The sequence below is a fragment of the Allobosea sp. GW822-FHT05A11 genome (assembly GCF_058800455.1).
Genome location: NZ_JBXAMI010000001.1, coordinates 839,671 through 857,220, shown reverse-complemented (window position 1 = coordinate 857,220; position 17,550 = coordinate 839,671). Strand labels below are relative to the sequence as shown.

19 protein-coding genes and 1 tRNA gene are annotated in these 17,550 nt (G+C 66.5%); 9 read left to right on the top strand and 11 right to left on the bottom strand.

What is annotated here, in order from left to right; translation table 11 throughout:
- Nucleotides 1-80 precede the first annotated feature (80 nt).
- From AC1RLU_RS04220 to AC1RLU_RS04210, 3 genes are all read right to left on the bottom strand, one after another.
- Nucleotides 81-156, bottom strand: a tRNA-Ile gene (locus tag AC1RLU_RS04220).
- A 125-nt stretch (nucleotides 157-281) separates the two neighbouring features.
- Nucleotides 282-2,687 (bottom strand): methyl-accepting chemotaxis protein, encoded by a 2,406-nt coding sequence (locus AC1RLU_RS04215; RefSeq protein WP_492794021.1) that lies wholly within the window; start codon nucleotides 2,685-2,687, stop codon nucleotides 282-284.
- Nucleotides 2,688-3,097: 410 nt separating this feature from the next.
- A complete protein-coding gene (locus AC1RLU_RS04210; RefSeq protein WP_061969257.1) occupies nucleotides 3,098-3,505 on the bottom strand; it encodes an acyl-CoA thioesterase in 408 nt (135 codons plus the stop codon).
- 135 nt (nucleotides 3,506-3,640) lie between these two features.
- On the opposite strand from AC1RLU_RS04210, the gene AC1RLU_RS04205 reads away from it, so the two are divergent.
- On the top strand, nucleotides 3,641-4,078 hold the full coding sequence (locus tag AC1RLU_RS04205) for a VOC family protein (protein ID WP_492794019.1): 438 nt from the start codon (nucleotides 3,641-3,643) through the stop codon (nucleotides 4,076-4,078).
- Here the strand turns inward: AC1RLU_RS04205 and AC1RLU_RS04200 are convergent.
- Nucleotides 4,063-5,298, bottom strand: coding sequence for an MFS transporter (locus AC1RLU_RS04200; protein WP_492794017.1), 1,236 nt, complete (start codon nucleotides 5,296-5,298; stop codon nucleotides 4,063-4,065). The genes AC1RLU_RS04205 and AC1RLU_RS04200 overlap by 16 nt on opposite strands.
- 128 nt (nucleotides 5,299-5,426) lie before the next feature.
- On the bottom strand, nucleotides 5,427-5,714 hold the full coding sequence (locus tag AC1RLU_RS04195) for an HlyU family transcriptional regulator (RefSeq protein WP_061969263.1): 288 nt from the start codon (nucleotides 5,712-5,714) through the stop codon (nucleotides 5,427-5,429).
- A gap of 205 nt (nucleotides 5,715-5,919) precedes the next feature.
- On the opposite strand from AC1RLU_RS04195, the gene AC1RLU_RS04190 reads away from it, so the two are divergent.
- Together AC1RLU_RS04190 and AC1RLU_RS04185 are read left to right on the top strand one after the other, a co-directional pair.
- A complete protein-coding gene (locus AC1RLU_RS04190) occupies nucleotides 5,920-6,237 on the top strand; it encodes a hypothetical protein (protein ID WP_492794015.1) in 318 nt (105 codons plus the stop codon).
- A 155-nt stretch (nucleotides 6,238-6,392) separates the two neighbouring features.
- Nucleotides 6,393-6,644, top strand: a complete 252-nt coding sequence (locus AC1RLU_RS04185) for a DUF2798 domain-containing protein (RefSeq protein ID WP_492794014.1) — start codon at nucleotides 6,393-6,395, stop codon at nucleotides 6,642-6,644.
- Nucleotides 6,645-6,647: 3 nt separating this feature from the next.
- Here AC1RLU_RS04185 and AC1RLU_RS04180 read toward each other — a convergent pair whose 3' ends face one another.
- Both AC1RLU_RS04180 and AC1RLU_RS04175 read right to left on the bottom strand, forming a co-directional pair.
- Nucleotides 6,648-7,073: a secondary thiamine-phosphate synthase enzyme YjbQ gene (locus AC1RLU_RS04180; protein WP_492794013.1), complete on the bottom strand. Its 426-nt coding sequence runs from the start codon at nucleotides 7,071-7,073 to the stop codon at nucleotides 6,648-6,650.
- Complete coding sequence (locus AC1RLU_RS04175; RefSeq protein WP_492794012.1) at nucleotides 7,073-7,684, bottom strand: LysE family translocator; 612 nt, start codon at nucleotides 7,682-7,684, stop codon at nucleotides 7,073-7,075. Before AC1RLU_RS04175 ends, AC1RLU_RS04180 begins: the two co-directional genes overlap by 1 nt.
- A 119-nt stretch (nucleotides 7,685-7,803) precedes the next feature.
- On the opposite strand from AC1RLU_RS04175, the gene AC1RLU_RS04170 reads away from it, so the two are divergent.
- Together AC1RLU_RS04170 and AC1RLU_RS04165 are read left to right on the top strand one after the other, a co-directional pair.
- The gene (locus tag AC1RLU_RS04170; RefSeq protein ID WP_492794010.1) at nucleotides 7,804-8,148 is read left to right on the top strand and encodes an ArsR/SmtB family transcription factor; all 345 of its coding nucleotides are present in this window, start codon (nucleotides 7,804-7,806) and stop codon (nucleotides 8,146-8,148) included.
- The gene (locus AC1RLU_RS04165) at nucleotides 8,145-8,627 is read left to right on the top strand and encodes an SRPBCC family protein (protein ID WP_061969276.1); all 483 of its coding nucleotides are present in this window, start codon (nucleotides 8,145-8,147) and stop codon (nucleotides 8,625-8,627) included. The genes AC1RLU_RS04170 and AC1RLU_RS04165 overlap by 4 nt, the downstream gene beginning before the upstream one ends.
- Nucleotides 8,628-8,685: 58 nt before the next feature.
- Here the strand turns inward: AC1RLU_RS04165 and rpoD are convergent, their stop codons facing one another.
- The 3 genes from rpoD to AC1RLU_RS04150 form a co-directional block, all read right to left on the bottom strand.
- Nucleotides 8,686-10,695, bottom strand: a complete 2,010-nt coding sequence (rpoD, locus tag AC1RLU_RS04160) for an RNA polymerase sigma factor RpoD (RefSeq protein ID WP_061969278.1) — start codon at nucleotides 10,693-10,695, stop codon at nucleotides 8,686-8,688.
- 196 nt (nucleotides 10,696-10,891) lie between these two features.
- A complete protein-coding gene (gene dnaG / locus AC1RLU_RS04155) occupies nucleotides 10,892-12,790 on the bottom strand; it encodes a DNA primase (RefSeq protein ID WP_492794009.1) in 1,899 nt (632 codons plus the stop codon).
- 118 nt (nucleotides 12,791-12,908) lie between these two features.
- Nucleotides 12,909-13,370, bottom strand: coding sequence for a GatB/YqeY domain-containing protein (locus tag AC1RLU_RS04150; RefSeq protein WP_492794007.1), 462 nt, complete (start codon nucleotides 13,368-13,370; stop codon nucleotides 12,909-12,911).
- Nucleotides 13,371-13,525: 155 nt separating this feature from the next.
- On the opposite strand from AC1RLU_RS04150, the gene carA reads away from it, so the two are divergent.
- From carA to AC1RLU_RS04130, 4 genes are all read left to right on the top strand, one after another.
- The gene (gene carA, locus AC1RLU_RS04145) at nucleotides 13,526-14,734 is read left to right on the top strand and encodes a glutamine-hydrolyzing carbamoyl-phosphate synthase small subunit (protein WP_492794006.1); all 1,209 of its coding nucleotides are present in this window, start codon (nucleotides 13,526-13,528) and stop codon (nucleotides 14,732-14,734) included.
- Nucleotides 14,735-14,763: 29 nt separating this feature from the next.
- Nucleotides 14,764-15,093: an NIPSNAP family protein gene (locus AC1RLU_RS04140; protein ID WP_091856660.1), complete on the top strand. Its 330-nt coding sequence runs from the start codon at nucleotides 14,764-14,766 to the stop codon at nucleotides 15,091-15,093.
- A 169-nt stretch (nucleotides 15,094-15,262) separates the two neighbouring features.
- Entirely contained in the window at nucleotides 15,263-16,078 is an 816-nt protein-coding gene (locus AC1RLU_RS04135) for a prephenate dehydrogenase/arogenate dehydrogenase family protein (protein ID WP_492794004.1), read from the top strand.
- Nucleotides 16,079-16,128: 50 nt separating this feature from the next.
- Nucleotides 16,129-16,560, top strand: coding sequence for a group III truncated hemoglobin (locus tag AC1RLU_RS04130; RefSeq protein ID WP_492794003.1), 432 nt, complete (start codon nucleotides 16,129-16,131; stop codon nucleotides 16,558-16,560).
- 3 nt (nucleotides 16,561-16,563) lie between these two features.
- On the opposite strand, the gene AC1RLU_RS04125 is transcribed toward AC1RLU_RS04130, so the two are convergent.
- On the bottom strand, nucleotides 16,564-17,496 hold the full coding sequence (locus AC1RLU_RS04125) for a LysR family transcriptional regulator (RefSeq protein WP_492794002.1): 933 nt from the start codon (nucleotides 17,494-17,496) through the stop codon (nucleotides 16,564-16,566).
- Nucleotides 17,497-17,550: the final 54 nt, after the last annotated feature.

The following is a 17,550-nucleotide window of genomic DNA, read 5'->3' as shown; positions in this document are numbered from 1 at the left end:
GGCCGTTTCCCGCACCAAAGCCTAACGCTTGTTCCCGCACCGACTGGCAAGGAAGCGAAATCAAATGGTTGGGAAAAAGATGGTGGGCCGGGCCGGACTCGAACCGGCACCGGCGCTGTTATGAGCAGCGAGCTCTAACCATTGAGCTACCGGCCCGCTCTTCGCCTAGCACCGCCGCCGCCCGGCAAGCAAGGCACATGCGGCCGGAATCGAAAGGGCCTCCCGGTCGACCGGGAGGCCCTGTTGCGTTCATGGGAACGGGATCGCTCCAATCGCGCGCGTCATGCCGCGGCGGGGACCTCGCGCTCGTCATGCTCGGCCGCTTGGCTCTGCCGGAAGGTGAAGCGGCCGATATGCTCGGTCAGCGCCCGCGTCTGCTCGTCCGTCAGGGCGAGCGCAGCGTTCGTCTCCTCGACCAGCGCGGCGTTCTGGTGCGCCATCGTGCCAATGCCGTCGATCTCGGTGTTGATCGCCGAGACGTCGCTCGCCTGGTTGCGGGCGGTCTGCGAGATGCCGTTCATCAGCCCGGTCAGCTCGTTCACCGAGGAGACGATCGCGCCGAACATCGCGGAGGTCTCTTCGACCAGGCCGACGCCGACCTTGACGTCGCCATGCGCCGCCTCGACCAGCTTCTTGACGTCGTTCGAGGCATCGGCCGAGCGCTTGGCGAGGCTGCGCACCTCGGTCGCGACCACCGCGAAGCCCTTGCCGGCATCGCCGGCACGCGCCGCCTCGACCGCTGCATTGAGCGCCAGCAGGTTGGTCTGGAAGGCGATCTCGTCGATCATCGCGATGACCTCGGAAATCTTGCTCGAGGACTGGCGGATGCGCTGCATCGCTTCCAGCGCCGAGGCCACGACCTTCTCACCCTGCTGCGCACGCTCTTCCGCGCCCTGCGCCATGCCGGTCGCCTGGGCCGCCTCGCTCGCGGTCTTCTTCACTGTGCCGGCGAAGGCGCCGAGCTGGTTGGTCGCCATCGAGACGGCATTGCTCTCCTCGCTGGTGCGTTCGGCGAGATCGGTGACGCCGTCGAGGATCTCGCTGGTCGCGCTGCGGACGGCGGTAACCGTCTCGGCCAGGCGGGCGAGCGTGCTCTCGAACTCTTCGGCCAGCGCATTGGTGCCGTCCTTGAGCTCGGCGAAGGCGCCCTGATACATCCCCTCGATCCGGGTCGAGAGATGGCCGGCCGAGAGTTCTGCCAGCACGTCGCAGGTCTCGAGCAGGCCGGTCTGGACCGTCTCCAGCAGCGTGTTGACCGAGCCGGCGAGCGCATTGAGCTCGGGATCGGCGAACTGCGCCGAGACGCGCTGAGTGAAATCGCCGGCCGCTGCGGCCGCGACGACGACGCCGAAGGCCTCGCCCAGCTCGCGCATCATCTCGCGGCGCTGCTCCTGCGCCCGCGCCTCGTCCTCGACCTTGGCGAGCTCGGCGGCGCGCAGCGCCACCGCATTGTCGCGGAACAGCAGGACGCTCTTCGAGATATCCGAGATCTCGTCATTGCCCTTGGTATCGACCACCGTCTCCAGCGCGCCATCGGCGATCGCACGAGTCGCAGCCCAGAGCCGGTTGAGGCGGCCGATGATCATCGGGCGGACGAAGAAGAAGGACAGCGCAAGCGCGATCAGCAGCGCGCCGATGCCGATGGCGGCGAGCGTGAGCTCGCTCCGCTCGATCAGGGCCTTGGTCGAGTCGCGCCCGGCGATGGCGCCACCACGGGCAGCCGTCACCAGCTCGCCGACTTCGCGGCGGACCTTCTGCGCCGCCTGGTCGAGATTCTTCAGCCCGGCGACGATGGCGGCTTGCGTCGCAAGATCGCGCTCGCGGATGGCAACCAGGCCGCTGGCGCCCTCGCCGAGATCGGTCACGGCGCTGACCGCCTGCCCGCGCGCCGGGTTGGCCTGCAGCATGTCCGCCGCCGTCAGGAGGCCGCGAACCTGGCCGAGCTGGGCCTTCAGGCGCGACTTGGCGAACTCGAGCTTCTCGGTGCTGTCGACCTGGGAGATCTCGCGCAGCAGGCCGACGGTCTCGCTGATCTGGAGCTGAAGCGCCTGGGCGGTCTGGAGCGAGGACAGATCCTTGTCCAACACCTTGGACAGGGCGGCATCGAATTCGGCGCCGCTGAGCTGCGCCGCGCTAGTGATGTTCATCTTGACGTTGAACTGGGCGTCAGCCGTCTCGAAATCGGCCATGGCGCTGAAACCTTCGCGGGCCTTGGACAGGGCGGCCAGCGCAGTGGCGGTGTCGGCGGCGTTGCGCAGCCGCTCTCCAGTCAGGTCGTTGATGTCGTTGATCTGCCGCGCCAAGTCGTCGATCGCCGATTGCGGCTTGGACTTGTCGACCTTGCCCTGCTCGGCAATGCGCCGCAGCAGCTCCAGCTGGCGCGCCTCGACGCTGTCGAGCTCGCCGGTCAGGGCCGCGCGCTGCTGGAGGGTCGATACTTCGCTGAAGCGCGCCGCCAGTGCAGTCGATTGCGTCGCCGCCTGCGAGAGCTCGAGCGCAAGTTCCACGACGGGCATCTTCTGCCCGACCAGGTCGTCGACCGTCTGGTCGACGCTGTTATAGGAGAACCAGGCAACCGAGGATGAGACGATGGTCAGGGCCGTCATCACGCCGAGAGCGGCGTAGATGCGTGGCGCGATACCGATCCGCAGCGGCTTGCCCTCACGCGCGGGCTTGGCTTTCGTCATGAAGTCGTACTCCGGAATTCACGCAACGCTGGAGAGGAGCTCGGAAAACGGGACGAATTCCCCGCTCAGGTTCACCCTGAACCGGCCTCGATCATCAGACTGATGCGCGAATCCCCTCCCTCCCCCGGCATATGAGCCAGGCGGTTGGGTCCGCATGCAGCGTCGAAAGGCCATGGAAGTCCCCCGGCCGAGGCGTACCCCCGGTCTGGAGCGCAGCATCCTCCAATTGCGCTTAAAGAACGCTTAAAAGTGGATTCTTTTGAATCACTCCGACAGTCGCGGGATTCATCTGACGTTAGGGGAGGTTAAATCCCGTCAACCTTCGGGAGGAGCATCGGCCCGAAAAGTGGAGCGCGGTTTTCGGAAAAGCCGATGCACAATCAAACAGCCGGGAGGATCGGGCCGAATATTCAGGCCGATCCTCTCGGCACCGGCCGGGGCCGCCCTTCCTCGTCGATCGCCACGAAGGTGAAGGTGGCGTCGGTGACCTTCTCGTGCAGCGTCGTGCGGAAGCGCTTGGCCCAGGCCTCGACATGGATCTTCATCGAGGTCCGCCCGATGGATTCGATCTCGGTATAGACGCTCAGCACGTCGCCGACCTTGACCGGCCGGATGAAGGTCATGGCCTCGACCGCGATGGTGACGACGCGCCCCTGCGCCTGGTCGACGCCTGCGATGCCGCCCGCCTGGTCCATCCGCGACATCACCCAGCCGCCGAAGATGTCGCCATTGGCGTTGGTATCGCCCGGCATGGCGATGGTGCGCACGGTCAGCGTCCCGCGCGGCGCTTCCTCGGGTCCGTCAGTGGCAGGGCTCATGGGCGTCCTTCAGGCAGGCGGGAATCCGCTCAGCCGATGATGCTGGCGCCTTGGTGGACACGCAAGCGGGCGCTTTGCACTGCCCGGCCATCTCGCCGACAATCGCGGCAAGCCTCGCGAACAGGGATTCATGCCATGCCCAGCGCCAATGCGTCCAAACCCGAGCCCATGGTCATCATCTCGCTGCGCTATGCCGATGCACCGCGGATGTATGACTGGCTGATCGAGGCCTTCGGTTTCGAGAAGCACGCTGCCTATTATTCCGAGGACGGAAGGACGCTCCTCCATGGCGAACTCAGGATGGGTGCGAGCTTCGTCATGCTCGGTTCGTCCGAGGGCAACGAATTCGGCAAGCTGGTCTCGCGCCCGGCCGAGCTCGGCGGCACCACCGCCTCGCCCTATATCGCGACCGACGATATCGACGCGCGCTGCGAGCGCGCCCGCAAGGCCGGCGCCGAGATCTGCATGGAGCCGACCGATCAGCCCTATGGTAGCCGCGACTTCATCTGCAAGGACCCGGAAGGGCATGTCTGGTGCTTCGGCACCTATAGGCCCTCTCAGCCTGCGACCTGAAGTGGCGGCATCGATCGGCGCGCCCGCAGCATCAGCCAGCAGACGATGCTGAGATTGACGAGGTTCCAGGCGAGCCCGTTGAGGAACGCCATCCGGTACGAGCTGAAATAGTCGAAGATCACGCCCGAGAGATAGCCGCCGAAGGCCATGCCGAGCACGGTCACCGACATCACCAGCCCGATCCGGATGCCGGCCTGCTTGGCCGGGAGGTATTCGCGGATGACGACGGCGTACATCGGCACGATGCCGCCCTGGAACAGACCGAAGATGCCGCTGACGACATAGAGCGACTGCAGGCCGTCGAACCAGAGATAGAGGAACAGCGCCACGCCCTGCATCAGCGAGCCCAGCGCCAGCGTCGCCGCGCCGCCGATCCGGTCCGCGACGAAGCCCGAGCCGATGCGGCTGACGATGCCGAGCAGCATCATTAGCGAGAGCATCTCGGCGCCGCGCGCCACCCCGTAACCGAGATCGCCGCAATAGGCGACGATATGGACCTGCGGCATCGCCATGGCGACGCAGCAGGCGAAGCCCGCGACGCAGAGCAGGAGCTGGAGCTGGCCGGCGCTGAGGCCGAGATCGCCGCGCGCCCCGGCGCTGCTGGCCTCCGCCGCGGCCATGGTCGCGGCGGTCGGCTGGCGCCGGAAGAACGGCGCGAGCGGCAGCAGCACCACCAGCGTGACGACGGCGATGCCGAAATGGGTCGCGCGCCAACCATGGTTGGCGACACCCCAGGTGATGATCTGCGGCCAGAACACGCCGGCGAGATAGCTGCCAGAGGCACCGCAGACCACGGCAAGGCCGCGATGCTTGCGGAACCAGTGCGACAGGTCCGAGATCAGCGGCGAGAAGCCGGCGGCACTGCCCATGCCGATCAAGAGCCCATGCGCGAGTGCGAACTGCCAGAGCGAATGCGACATCGCCGCTGCGGCATAGCCCGCGGCCAGCAGGAAGGCGCCCATCACGATCGGCACCATGATGCCGTAGCGGTCCGCGACCCGGCCCATGATGATGTTGCCGGCGCCGAAGCCGAGCATGGCGAAGGTATAGGGCAGCGAGGCCCCGGCCCGCAGCGTATCGAACTCGCCCTGCATCGCCGGCAGCACGACGACGACCGACCAGGAGCCGACGCAGGCGATCGTGCCGATCACCAGCGCGACGGCGAGCCGCAGCCAGGCATAGGAAGAATCGGGTTGGTAGCGGTCGGCGTCCTGGGACATGCTTCCTCGGCGGCCATATCTTGGGAGATGGCTCTTCTCCGGGCAGCTTTAGCGACTGGAATCCGCCGGGCAAGCGCCTGCGGGGCAGCCCTGCCGCGCGCCAGCGGCAGGCACCCGGCATCAGCCGCTCAGCGGAAGATGCGGTCGCCTTCCATGTCGACGATCTGCTGGCCCTTCACCAGGGTGAAGTCGGCGGCCTCGGCCTGTCCGGGAAAGCGGTCGGCCCGGATGAAACGATGGCTCTTCGTCTCGCCGTCGACGACCTTCTCGATGACGCCGCAGAGCTGGTACTGGCCCGCCTCTTGGTAGGGCGTGGCATGGATCGTGAAACCATTGTGCTCGATCGTCTTGACCGGGCCAGCAGGCTTGTCCTCGGCCGGCTTGCGCCCCCCGAACAGCGACTTGAAGAAAGACATGGTGCCTCCGCATTGCTTGCGGCCCGGTATAGGGCAGGAACCGCGCCAAGGGGAGCGCTGTTTCGCCTGATCGAGTCAACGCCATCGTCGGCTCTGCCGCTTGAACGACGTTTCGCCGCTTCCCACATTGATAATGTTCAGGGCAGCCGCAAGGCTTCCCGATATCCTGCCGCTCCAGCGGCTGCCTCCGGACAGGGAGGTGGTCATGACACTCGGCAAATTCCTGATGATCGCGGGCGTGGCCGGCGCGACGCTGGCGACGTCCGTACTCGCCCAGAACCCCTCGCCGCGCGGCCCTCCCTGCGCCGATCGCAACCATGTCGTCGGCCAGCTGCGCGACACCTTCGGCGAGCGCATGATCGGCAGCGGGTTGGCCGAGAGCGGCGTCCTCTTTGAGCTCTATGTCGGGGCCAACGGCAGTTGGACCCTGCTCGCCACCGTCCCCACCGGGAGGAGTTGCCTGATCGGCTCCGGCGAGGCCTGGGAGCCCCTGCCGACTCCAGAACACTTCGCGGCGCAATAGAAGCCCTTGGCAGCAGCGAGGTCGTTCGGTATGGAAGCCCCCATCGGGCTCTGGTCCCGTTCGTAAGCGTCTCACGTCAGGCAACGCATCCATTCGGCATAGGCCGTCTCGGATGCGTCCGACCAGCCTGCCCCTTGCGAAAGCCTGATTTATCTATGTCCAGCTCTGCCTACCCTCGCCTCCCCGCCCGCTACGCCGGCGTGGTGATGCCGTTCTTCCTGTCCGTGTTGATGACCTTCGTCGTCTCCGGCATCTCGACCCTGAAGGCGCTCGGCCCGACCACCGCGTTCCTCCAGACCTGGCCAGCCTCCTGGGCCCTGTCCTGGCTCGTCGCCTTCCCGACGCTGCTCCTGGTCCTGCCGATCGTCCGGCGCCTCGTCGCGTTCGTGGTGGCGCCCCCGGCCTGATCTTCACGCCGAGAGATGGAGGGCGACCTCGCGCCGATGCGGCCGCTGGCGATGCTCGAACAGATAGATGCCCTGCCAGGTGCCAAGCGCGAGGCGCCCGCCCATCACCGGAATCGAGAGCGAGACCGGCGTCAGCGCCGCTTTGATATGAGCCGGCATGTCGTCCGGCCCCTCGTCGCGATGGACGAGATAGGCCATCATCGGATCGTCCGCCGGTGGCACCAGCCTGCGGAAGAACGCGTCGAGATCGCGGCGTACATCCGGATCGGCATTCTCCTGGATCAGCAGCGAGCATGAGGTATGGCGCACGAACAGCGTCAGCAATCCGCTCGCCTCGCCACTCGCCTTCACGAAGGCGACCGCCCGGTCGGTAAACTCATAGAGCCCCGGCCCGCGCGTCTCGACGCTCAGGATCGTCTGCCGCGCCATCAGCGCTCGGTGAGCGCGAGCTTGGCGCCGAGGGCAACGAAGGCGGCTGCGAAGCTCCGCCGCAGCCAGGCCATCACGGCCGGGCGGCCGATGACCTTGTCGCGCATCGCCGCGGCGAAGAGCCCATAGAGCGCGAAGACGATGAAGGTCATCGTCATGAACACGCCGGAAAGCTCCAGCATGCGCGCCATCGGGCTTGCCTCGTTCGCCGCGATGAACTGCGGCAGGAAGGCAACGAAGAAGATCGAGAGCTTGGGGTTGAGCAGGTTGAGCGCCAGCCCGTCGCGCAGCACCAGCCAGGCCGAGCGCGCATCGGCTGTGGTTTCGACCTTGAGCGCGCCATGCTCCCGGAGCGTCCGCCAGGCCATGTAGAGCAGGTACGCAACGCCGGCATATTTCACGATGGCGAAGGCGAGCGCGCTGGCATGCAGCAGTGCGGCGATCCCCATCATCGCCGCGATCAGATGCGGCACGATCCCGAGCGTGCAGGCAAAGGCGGCGAGCACGCTCGCCCGCGAACCGCGCGTCAGCCCGGCGGCGATCGTGTAGATCGCGCCCGTTCCCGGCGAAGCGACGATGATGAGCGAGGTCAGCAGGAATTCAGGGGACATGGTGCCTCCAAAAACGTGATGCGCAGGAAGCCCTCTCCCGCAGCGAAGATCAAGGCCGTGTCAGCGGCTCTCAAAACTTAGGCGTTGACCTAAGTATTAGCGACGCGCTATCGAGGAGCATGGCCGCAACCCAGCCCGCCCTCGACGACACCTTCCGCGCGCTGTCCGATCCGACGCGCCGGGCGGTCGTCCAGGCGCTCGGCCGTGGGCCGGCCTCCGTCAGCGAACTGGCGAAGCCCTTCGAGATGGCGCTGCCGAGCTTCCTTCAGCATCTCAAGGTGCTTGAGGATTGCGGCCTCGTCGCCACGCGCAAGGCCGGCCGGGTGCGCACCTGCACCCTGCGCGCGGAACCGCTCGCCGCGGCCGAGCATTGGCTGGAGGCGCAACGCACGCTCTGGACCAGGCGTCTCGACCAGCTCGACCGGCTGGTGCTGCAACTGAAAAATCAGGAGGACAACGGATGACCGATACGCATGCGACCGCCTTCGACCCGGCGCTCGACCTCGAATTGCGGCGCGAGACCGATGTGCCGCCCCGCCTGGTCTGGCGTGCCTGGACCGAGCCGAAGCTGCTGATGCAGTGGTTCACCCCGGCGCCCTGGAAGACGACCGCCTGCGAGCTCGACCTGCGTCCCGGCGGCAAGTTCCACACGGTGATGGAAGGGCCGAACGGCGAGAAGCACGACAATAACGGCTGCGTTCTGGCGGTTGTGCCGGAAACTTTCCTGCTCTTCACCGACGCGCTCGGCCCGGGCTTCCGCCCGATCGAGGGCGGCTTCATGACCGCCTCGGTGACGATCGAGCCGACGGCGACCGGCACGCTCTACATCGCCCGCGCCTACCACAAGGATGCCGCCGGCAAGCAGCAGCACGAGGAGATGGGCTTCCATGACGGCTGGGGCGCGGCCTGGGAGCAACTGGTCACGCTGGCGCGAACGCTCTGAGCTGACCAAAGTCGAGCGGGAAACGAAGAAGGGCGCCGATGGCGCCCTTCTTTTTATCTCAGTTGTCGAGGAAGCTTCGCAGCTTCCGGGAGCGGCTCGGATGCTTCAGCTTGCGCAGCGCCTTGGCCTCGATCTGGCGGATGCGCTCGCGGGTGACGCTGAACTGCTGGCCGACCTCCTCCAGCGTATGGTCGGTGTTCATGCCGATGCCGAAGCGCATGCGCAGCACGCGCTCCTCGCGCGGCGTGAGCGAGGCCAGCACGCGGGTCGTCGTCTCCCGCAGGTTCGACTGAATCGCGGCGTCGATCGGCAGGATCGCATTCTTGTCCTCGATGAAGTCGCCAAGATGCGAATCCTCCTCGTCGCCGATCGGCGTCTCGAGCGAGATCGGCTCCTTGGCGATCTTCAGGACCTTGCGCACCTTCTCCAGCGGCATCGCCAGCTTCTCGGCTAGCTCCTCCGGGGTCGGCTCGCGGCCGATCTCGTGCAGCATCTGGCGCGAGGTCCGCACGATCTTGTTGATCGTCTCGATCATGTGGACGGGGATGCGGATCGTGCGGGCCTGGTCGGCGATCGAGCGGGTGATCGCCTGCCGGATCCACCAGGTCGCGTAGGTCGAGAACTTGTAGCCGCGGCGGTACTCGAACTTGTCGACCGCCTTCATCAGGCCGATATTGCCTTCCTGGATCAGGTCGAGGAACTGCAGGCCGCGGTTCGTATACTTCTTGGCGATCGAGATCACGAGACGCAGGTTCGCCTCGATCATCTCCTTCTTCGCCTGACGGGCCTCGCGCTCGCCCTTCTGGACCATCAGCACGATCTTGCGGAATTCCTGGATCTCCAGGCCGGTCTCGGAGGCGAGCGTGTGCACCTCCTCGCGCAGCTGCTTGATGCGCTCCAGCTCCGCCGCAACGAATTCCTTCCAGCCGCGCGAGCCGAGCTTGGAGACGCGCAGGACCCATTTCGGGTCGAGCTCGCCGCCGACATGCTGCTTGAGGAAGTCCTCACGGCCGACGCCATAGCTCTCGGCGAGGCGCAGCAGGCGCGTCTCATGGCCGATCAGGCGCTTGTTGATGTCGTAGAGCTGCTCGACCAGGGCCTCGATGCGGTTGTTGTTGAGCGAGAGCGACTTCACCGCGGTGATGATGTCGTCCTTGAGCTTCTTGTACTTGCGGTCCTGCGACGGCGAGAGCTTGGTGTTCTCCAGCCGGTTCGCGATGTCCTGGTCCTGCAGGCGGCGCAGCTTCTTGTAGTCGTCGGCGATGGCGTTGAAGGTTTCGAGCACGCGCGGCTTGAGCTCGGCCTCCATGGCCGAGAGCGACACGTTGTTCTCCATGTCGTCGTCGTCCATGTCCGGCGGGGTCTCGCCCTCCGGAGTCTCGGCCTGCTCGCTCTCCTCGGCCTCTTCCTCGCCGGCGACAGCCGGGTTCTTGCCGTCGGGGCCGGCATAGGTGGCCTCGAGATCGATGATGTCGCGCAGCAGCACCTTGCCGTCGACGAGCTCGTCACGCCAGATGATGATGGCCTGGAACGTCAGCGGGCTCTCGCAGAGGCCCGCGATCATCGCCTCGCGGCCGGCCTCGATGCGCTTGGCGATCGCGATCTCGCCCTCGCGCGAGAGCAATTCGACCGAGCCCATCTCGCGCAGATACATGCGGACGGGATCGTCGGTGCGCTCGGTCGGCTCGAGATTGCGCTTGGTCTCGACCGGCAAGGTCTGGCGCGAGGCGTCGACCATGTCGCCGCCCTCGGGCTCTTCCTCGTCGGCGCCGCCATCCTTGCGGGCAGCGCGCTCCTCGCCGGCGGCTTCCGGGTCCTCGTTGTCGACGACGTTGATGCCCTGCTCGCTGAGCTGGCCGAGAACGTCCTCGATCTGCTCGGAGGAGAATTCCTCCGAAGGCAGCACTTCGTTCAGTTCGTCATAGGTGACATAGCCGCGCTTCTTGGCGAGCTTGATCATCCGCCTTACGGCCTGATCAGTCAGGTCGAGCAACGGGCCATCGGTCGTCGGGGGGGCATCCGGCACGACCTGATCGGTCTTTTCCCGTTCGCTCGCTTTAGTCGCCATCAATCAGCGCTCCGCACTCGCGCCGGCCATGACCGAGAAAGCCATATACCGACGCATAAAAGGGCGGCGCGACCGCAGGTCCGGCGCGCTCACCCACCCAAATCATTGCTCGCAGATGGCACCAGACGTCGTTGACGAATCGTGAACCACCCGACAGCTTGCGCGCATGGACCCGCGTCCACCAATCGCTGGGTGATCAATCCTCGGACATGGCCTCGGTACCCTCGATCGTCTCGAGGCGGGCCTTGACGTCCTTGATCCAGGCGAAATTGGCTTCGGTCGCGTCGTCAGCCAAGGCGCGCTCGGCTGCTCTCAACTCGCTATTTAGCGTTCGCGCGCGATGATGCAAGACGAGAGCCTGATGAATCGAGTCGAAAACCGATTCAGGATCAGCGTCTTGCGCGAGTTTTAATCGCTCGGCCGGCCCTGTGACCGCCATCAGATGGCCCTGCGCTTCCCGAACCCGCGGCTGCGCCAAGCGATTCGCCAGCACCTCGCGATCGAGCGTGCCCTCGACGGAATCGAGCAGCGCCTGCCGGAAACGCTCGGCCGCGGTCCCGTCCAGCGAAAGCTCTGCGATCTCGTCGGCGCAGCGCAGGATGAGATCGGGATGGCTCGCCAGCGCCAGCAGGATGAAGGCCTCGCGCTGGTCCTCGCCGCGCAGCTTCGCCAGCATGCGTGACTGTGTCACCGCGCTCGAAGCCTTCAGCGGGCCGGCAAGCCAGGGGGGCACCTGCCGACCGAACCCGCCGCGCTGAGGCGATCCGCCCCGGTTGCGCTGAAAATTTCCACCTCCGCCGCTACGCTCCTGTCGCGCCGGCGCGGTGCTGGCGAAGAGCTGCCCCAGCCGCTCGTCCATCTCGCGACGATAATGCTTGCGCGTGGTCTCGTCGCGGATCTGCCCGAGCGGTTCCTTCAGCCGCCGCTCGAAGGCGGCGCGGCGCTCCGGCGTGTCAAGCGGACCGGCCTCGACCTCGCGCTGCCAGAGCATGTCGACCAGCGGGCGCGCTGCCGCGACCACCTCCGCGATCGCCTGCCGCCCGCCCGAGCGAGCGAGGTCGTCCGGGTCCTGCCCGTCCGGCAGCAGGGCGAAGGAAAGCGACTTGCCCGGCTCCAGCATCGGCAAGGCCAGGTCGATCGCCCGACTCGCGGCCTTGCGGCCGGCCTTGTCGCCGTCGAGGCAGATCACCGGTTCGTCGGCCATGCGCCAGAGCAGGCCGAGCTGGTCCTCAGTGAGCGCCGTGCCGAGCGGCGCCACCGTCTGCGGGAAGCCCGACAGGGACATCGCGATGACGTCGACATAGCCCTCGACCACGACGACCTGCCCGGTGTCGTGCGACGCCTTGCGGGCATTGTGGTGGTTGAACAGCAGCGAGCCCTTGTGGAAGAGCGGCGTCTCCGGCGAGTTCAGGTATTTCGCCGCGACCTCCGAGCTCATGGCCCGCCCGCCGAAGGCGATGACCCGCCCGCGGGAATCATGGATCGGAAACATCACCCGGTCGCGGAAACGGTCATAGGGCACGGCGATCTCCTCACCATGCACGAGCAGTCCCGCCTCCATCATCAATTCGGCCGGAACGCCCTTCCCCGCCAGATGGTCGCGTAGCGCGAAGCGATCGACCGGGCCGTAGCCGAGGCGGAAGCGCGTGCGCGCCTCGCCGTCGAGCCCGCGGGTCGCGAGATAGCGCCGGGCCCCGCCGCCGCGATCGCCCATCAGTTCAGCCTCGAAGAACTGCGCCGCGAGCTCCACGACCTCGTGCAGCCCCTTGCGTTTCTCCTCCTGGACCTGCGCCTCCGCCGTGATCTTCGGCAGGATGACGCCGGCCTCGGCCGCGAGCTTCTCGACGGCCTCCGGGAAGGAGAGCCCTTCGGTCTCCATCACGAACTTGAAGATGTCGCCGTTCTTGCCGGATGAGAAATCGAAGAACGAGGCTTTCTGGTCGTTGACGAAGAAGGAGGCCGTCTTCTCGGCGTTGAAAGGCGAGAGCCCCTTCCATTCGCGACCGGCCTTCTGCAGGCGCACGCGCTTGCCCACGACCGCCGAGACAGGCAGCCGCGCCTTGATCTCATCAAGGACGGAGGGCGGGAATTTCATCGACCTTATGTGGACCTGCAGAAGCCGAAAGCCAACCGCCGATCGCGCCGGCGGCTGGCTTTCAACCGTGATTCACAGTGATGGCGGGCAACCTCGAAAGGCGGTCGCCGCGAGACGCTCAGCCGCCGAGCGCGGCCTTCACCATCGGGCTGACCTTGCCGAAATCCATCTGGCCGGCATAGGCGGCGCGCAGAACGCCGATGACCTTGCCCATGTCCTTGACGGCGGTCGCGCCGGTCTCGGCCACCGCCTTGTCGATCGCGGCCTTCACTTCGTCGTCGGACATTTGCTTCGGCAGATAGGCCGAGATCACCGCAACCTCGACGCGCTCGCCCTCGGCCAGCTCCGGGCGGTTGTTGGCGTCGTAGATCGCGATCGATTCCTGGCGCTGCTTGATCATCTTCTGGAGCACGCCGAGGATCTCGTCGGCGGTCGCCTCGCCCTTGCCGGCGCCGCGCGCCTCGATATCCTTTTCCTTCAGCGCGGCGCTGATCAGGCGGATCGCCGCGACCTTGGCTTTTTCGCCGGCCTTCATCGCTTCCTTCATGTCGGCCGTGAAGCGCTCGCGCAGGCTCGTCATCTCGTTGTTCCTTTTTCTTTTGTGCGGCCTGCGCCGGCTTTGATTGACGGGCCGGGCCCGGCTCTTTAAGGCTCGCGTTCCAGACCGGCGGAGTGGATTGCTGCAGCCCCGCCCCCGCATTTTGCCGCTGGCGCGGCCTGGATCGAGACATAGACATGACCGCCACCGAAGGAAACCCCGCCGCAGGCGGCTGGACAGAACCGCACGCGACCGCACTCCTCGTGCTGGCCGACGGCACGGTGCTGGAAGGCTTCGGCCTCGGTGCCATCGGTGAGGCGCCGGGCGAGGTCTGCTTCAACACGGCGATGACCGGCTACCAGGAAATCCTGACCGACCCGTCCTATGCCGGGCAGATCATCACCTTCACCTTCCCGCATGTCGGCAATGTCGGCGTGAACGAGGAGGACACCGAGACGGTGAACGCCGCCGCCTCCTCCGGCGTGCGCGGCTGCGTGCTCCATGCCGCCATCACAGAGCCCTCAAGCTGGCGCGCCAACCGGCATTTCGACGCCTGGCTCAAGGCGCGCAACATCGTCGGCATCTGCGGCGTCGACACCCGTGCGCTGACCGCACTGATCCGCGACAACGGCATGCCGAATGCCATCCTCGCCCATAGCCCGGACGGCGTCTTCGACATCGAGCACCTCAAGAAGCAGGCGGCCGCGCTGCCCTCGATGGCAGGCCTCGACCTCGTTCCGCTGGTCACCGCCGCGCAGCGCTATGACTGGGACGAGACGCCTTGGATCTGGCCGGCCGGCTACGGCAAGCGCGACAGCAGCCAGTTCAAGGTCGTCGCCATCGACTACGGCGTGAAGCGCAACATCCTGCGCCTGCTCGCCAAGGCCGGCTGCGACGTCACCGTGGTGCCCTCGACGGCGACCGCCGAGGATATCCTCGCGCTCAATCCCGACGGCATCTTCCTCTCCAACGGCCCCGGCGACCCGGCCGCGACCGGCGAATATGCCGTGCCGGTGATCAAGCAGTTGCTCGACCGGAAGGTCCCGACCTTTGGCATCTGCCTGGGTCACCAGATGATGGCGCTCGCCATCGGCGGCCAGACCATGAAGATGAAGCAGGGCCATCACGGCGCCAACCACCCGGTTCAGGACAAGACCACCGGCAAGGTCGAGATCGTCTCGATGAACCACGGCTTCGCGGTCGATCCGGCGAGCCTGCCCGCGCATGCGGTCGAGACCCATGTCTCTCTCTTCGACGGCTCGAACAGCGGCATCGCGCTCACCGACCGCCCGGCCTTCAGCGTCCAGCACCATCCGGAAGCCTCGCCCGGCCCGCAGGACAGCCACTACCTCTTCATCCGCTTCACCGAGCTGATGGCGGCTGAGAAGGCGAAGAAGGCGGCCTGAGGGCCGTCCTGATGCCGAAGGAGACGGGCATGATCCACCAGTTGCGCATCTACGAGATCTTCGAGCGCAACAAGGCGGCTTTCCATGCCCGTTTCCGCGACCATGCCGCCCGCATCATGGCGCGTCACGGCTTCAGGATCATGGCGATGTGGGAGACGGCCAGCGCCGCCCGCACCGAGTTCGCCTATATCCTCGCCTGGCCCGATGCCGAGACGAAGGCGGCGGCCTGGGCGAGCTTCATGGCCGATCCCGAATGGATCGAGATCAAGCGCGTCACCAAGATCGAGCAGGGCGACATGGTCGGCGCGATCGAGGATCGCCTGATGACGCTGACCGCCTATTCGCCCTCGCTCGATTGACAGCGCGGGTTGGGCGCGGTTTAAGCGGTCCATGACCAGCCTGATGGCCCAGCACAGCTATTACGCCCCGTCCTCATAGAGGCGGTGGCATTCCCATGTTCAACCGCCGCGCTGGCGGTTGAATTCAGGCAGATCACCCGGCATCGCGGCTCACCACCGAGCGAAAACGATGTCCTCCAAGATCAGAACCATCTCCACCATCGGCATCATGGGCTTCGGCGCCTTCGGCCGCCTGATGGCCCGCCATCTCCAACCGCATTTCGCGCTACGCGTCTGTGATCCCGTAAACACGCCCGCAGCCAATACGAGCGGCAAAGGCTTGCAGCCTGCCACCGCTGCTGAAGTCGCCGCCTGCAATCTCGTCATCCTCGCCGTGCCCGTCCCGGCCATCCCCGAGACGATTGCGGCCTTGCGTCCGCATCTCAAGGCCGGCGCCATCGTGCTCGATGTCGGCTCGGTCAAGATCGGCCCGGCCCGCGCGATGCAGGCAGCGCTGCCAGACGATGTCGAGATCATCGGCACGCATCCCCTTTTCGGCCCGCAGAGCGCCCGCAACGGGCTCGCCGGCCTCAAGATCGCGCTTTGCCCAATCAGGGGTGGCAGCACACCGCGCATCGCCGCCTTCCTGCGTCATGTCCTCAAGCTGAAGGTTATCGTCACCACAGCCGACGCCCATGACCGCGAGGTTGCGATGGTGCAGGGCCTAACCCATCTCATCGCCAAGATCCTGGTCCGGATGGAACCCCTGCCCCGGACGATGACCACGGCGAGCTTCGACCTCCTGATGCAGGCGACCGAGATGGTGCGCTACGACGCACCGAACGTTTTCATGGCGATCGAGCGCGCCAATCCGCATGCCAAGGCGGTGCGCGACCGCTTCTTCGCGCTGGCCGAGGAGATGCGCCTGTTCCTCGAACATGGCCATGCCGAAACCGCACAGTCCGCCGCCCTGCCTCACAAGGTCGCAGAGGTTGCGCAGGTCTAGCCTTCGCGATCCTCACCGACGAGAATACCGGAAACACGAATGCTCCTGCGATGACCGACAATCCCCTGCTCTACCCGGGCGCCGCCCACCCCGACCTACGCGAGCCGATGATCGCGGAGCTCGTCCGCACCTTCTATGCGCGAGCCCGGGAGGACAAGCTGATCGGCCCGGTCTTCGAGGCGGCGGTCGAGGACTGGGACCACCATATCGGCAAGATCACCGATTTCTGGAGCGGCGTGATGCTGCGCACCGGCCGCTACGATGGCCGCCCGATGCGCCCGCATCTGATCCTGCCGCTGGAACGCAAGCATTTCGACCGCTGGCTCGACCTGTTCGAGATCACGGCGCATGAGGTCTGCCCGCCCGATATCGCGCAGGCCTTCATCGTCCGGGCGCGCCGCATCGCCGACAGTTTCGAGATGGCCCGCGCCAGCCAGCGCGGCGAGTTTGCAGCGCCGCGGCACAGCTTGCGCGGAACCTAGACGTCAGGCCGCCCGTGCTTCCCGGCTGAGAAACGTCGCGATCTCTCCCCGATCGGCGCCCGCTTCCAGCGCGATTCGCTCAGCCAAAGCCGCCCCCGAGGGCCGAAGCGCGCCCAGCGGCCGGTCGAGCCAGTAGGAAACCGGGTTCAGGGCCTCGCGTTCATCGACCCTGACGATCCGTCCCACAGCCAGCTGCTCGCGTGCCAGAGGCGGGCGCGCCAGTGCAATGCCGAGCCCATGCGCGGCGGCATCCAGCACGAGATTGTAGTCCTCGAAGCGCCGATCCTGCGGGCGCGGGCGATAGTCCAGCCCCTGCGCCGCGAACCACGCTTTCCAGCCGGCGGCATCCGAGTCGTGGATCAACGGCTGAGCCAGCAGGCGCTCCGGCGCGCCCTCCCCGATCACTTCGGCAAGCTGCGGCGAGGCGATGGGGAAGCACCACTCCTCGAACAGCTTGAGCGAGAGCCGGTCCGGCGCACCGCCGCGCCCGCAACGTATCCCGAGATCCACACCTTCCTCTTCGAAATCCACCTTGCGATGCTCGACCTGCAGCACGATCCGCAGCGCGGGCGTCCCCGCCTCCAGCACGGCCAAACGCGGCATCAGCCAGAGCGCGCAGACCGAAGGCGGCGCGCTGACCCGCACGACCGAGGCACCCCGCGCCTCGCGCCAGCGCTCGGAATTATCGGCGATCAGCGCAAAAGCCTCCTGTGTGCGCTGGAGCAGGCGCTGCCCTTCCGGCGTCAGCGAGACGCCGCGCGCCTGCCGCAGGAAGACGCGCAGGCCCAGCCAATGCTCGAGCTTGGCGACCTGCCGGCTGACAGCACCATGGGTGAGGTTCAGCGCCTCGGCGGCAGCCGAGAAGCTGCCGGTGCGCGCGGCCGCCTCGAAGGCGCGCAAGGTATCGAGTGGCGGAAGGTTCGAGCTGTGATCCATCCTCACAGCTCATGCGCGAATTGTTCGTTTGTCAATCAGCTCGCCGAGGCGCTT

Excerpts from the sequence above, each read along its gene's own strand:
- AC1RLU_RS04215 (WP_492794021.1), bottom strand. The coding sequence starts at position 2,687 with ATGACGAAAGCCAAGCCCGCGCGTGAGGGCAAGCCGCTGCGGATCGGT.
- AC1RLU_RS04210 (WP_061969257.1), bottom strand. The coding sequence starts at position 3,505 with ATGAGCCCTGCCACTGACGGACCCGAGGAAGCGCCGCGCGGGACGCTG.
- AC1RLU_RS04205 (WP_492794019.1), top strand. The coding sequence starts at position 3,641 with ATGCCCAGCGCCAATGCGTCCAAACCCGAGCCCATGGTCATCATCTCG.
- AC1RLU_RS04200 (WP_492794017.1), bottom strand. The coding sequence starts at position 5,298 with ATGTCCCAGGACGCCGACCGCTACCAACCCGATTCTTCCTATGCCTGG.
- AC1RLU_RS04195 (WP_061969263.1), bottom strand. The coding sequence starts at position 5,714 with ATGTCTTTCTTCAAGTCGCTGTTCGGGGGGCGCAAGCCGGCCGAGGAC.
- AC1RLU_RS04190 (WP_492794015.1), top strand. The coding sequence starts at position 5,920 with ATGACACTCGGCAAATTCCTGATGATCGCGGGCGTGGCCGGCGCGACG.
- AC1RLU_RS04185 (WP_492794014.1), top strand. The coding sequence starts at position 6,393 with ATGTCCAGCTCTGCCTACCCTCGCCTCCCCGCCCGCTACGCCGGCGTG.
- AC1RLU_RS04180 (WP_492794013.1), bottom strand. The coding sequence starts at position 7,073 with ATGGCGCGGCAGACGATCCTGAGCGTCGAGACGCGCGGGCCGGGGCTC.
- AC1RLU_RS04175 (WP_492794012.1), bottom strand. The coding sequence starts at position 7,684 with ATGTCCCCTGAATTCCTGCTGACCTCGCTCATCATCGTCGCTTCGCCG.
- AC1RLU_RS04170 (WP_492794010.1), top strand. The coding sequence starts at position 7,804 with ATGGCCGCAACCCAGCCCGCCCTCGACGACACCTTCCGCGCGCTGTCC.
- AC1RLU_RS04165 (WP_061969276.1), top strand. The coding sequence starts at position 8,145 with ATGACCGATACGCATGCGACCGCCTTCGACCCGGCGCTCGACCTCGAA.
- rpoD (WP_061969278.1), bottom strand. The coding sequence starts at position 10,695 with ATGGCGACTAAAGCGAGCGAACGGGAAAAGACCGATCAGGTCGTGCCG.
- dnaG (WP_492794009.1), bottom strand. The coding sequence starts at position 12,790 with ATGAAATTCCCGCCCTCCGTCCTTGATGAGATCAAGGCGCGGCTGCCT.
- AC1RLU_RS04150 (WP_492794007.1), bottom strand. The coding sequence starts at position 13,370 with ATGACGAGCCTGCGCGAGCGCTTCACGGCCGACATGAAGGAAGCGATG.
- carA (WP_492794006.1), top strand. The coding sequence starts at position 13,526 with ATGACCGCCACCGAAGGAAACCCCGCCGCAGGCGGCTGGACAGAACCG.
- AC1RLU_RS04140 (WP_091856660.1), top strand. The coding sequence starts at position 14,764 with ATGATCCACCAGTTGCGCATCTACGAGATCTTCGAGCGCAACAAGGCG.
- AC1RLU_RS04135 (WP_492794004.1), top strand. The coding sequence starts at position 15,263 with ATGTCCTCCAAGATCAGAACCATCTCCACCATCGGCATCATGGGCTTC.
- AC1RLU_RS04130 (WP_492794003.1), top strand. The coding sequence starts at position 16,129 with ATGACCGACAATCCCCTGCTCTACCCGGGCGCCGCCCACCCCGACCTA.
- AC1RLU_RS04125 (WP_492794002.1), bottom strand. The coding sequence starts at position 17,496 with ATGGATCACAGCTCGAACCTTCCGCCACTCGATACCTTGCGCGCCTTC.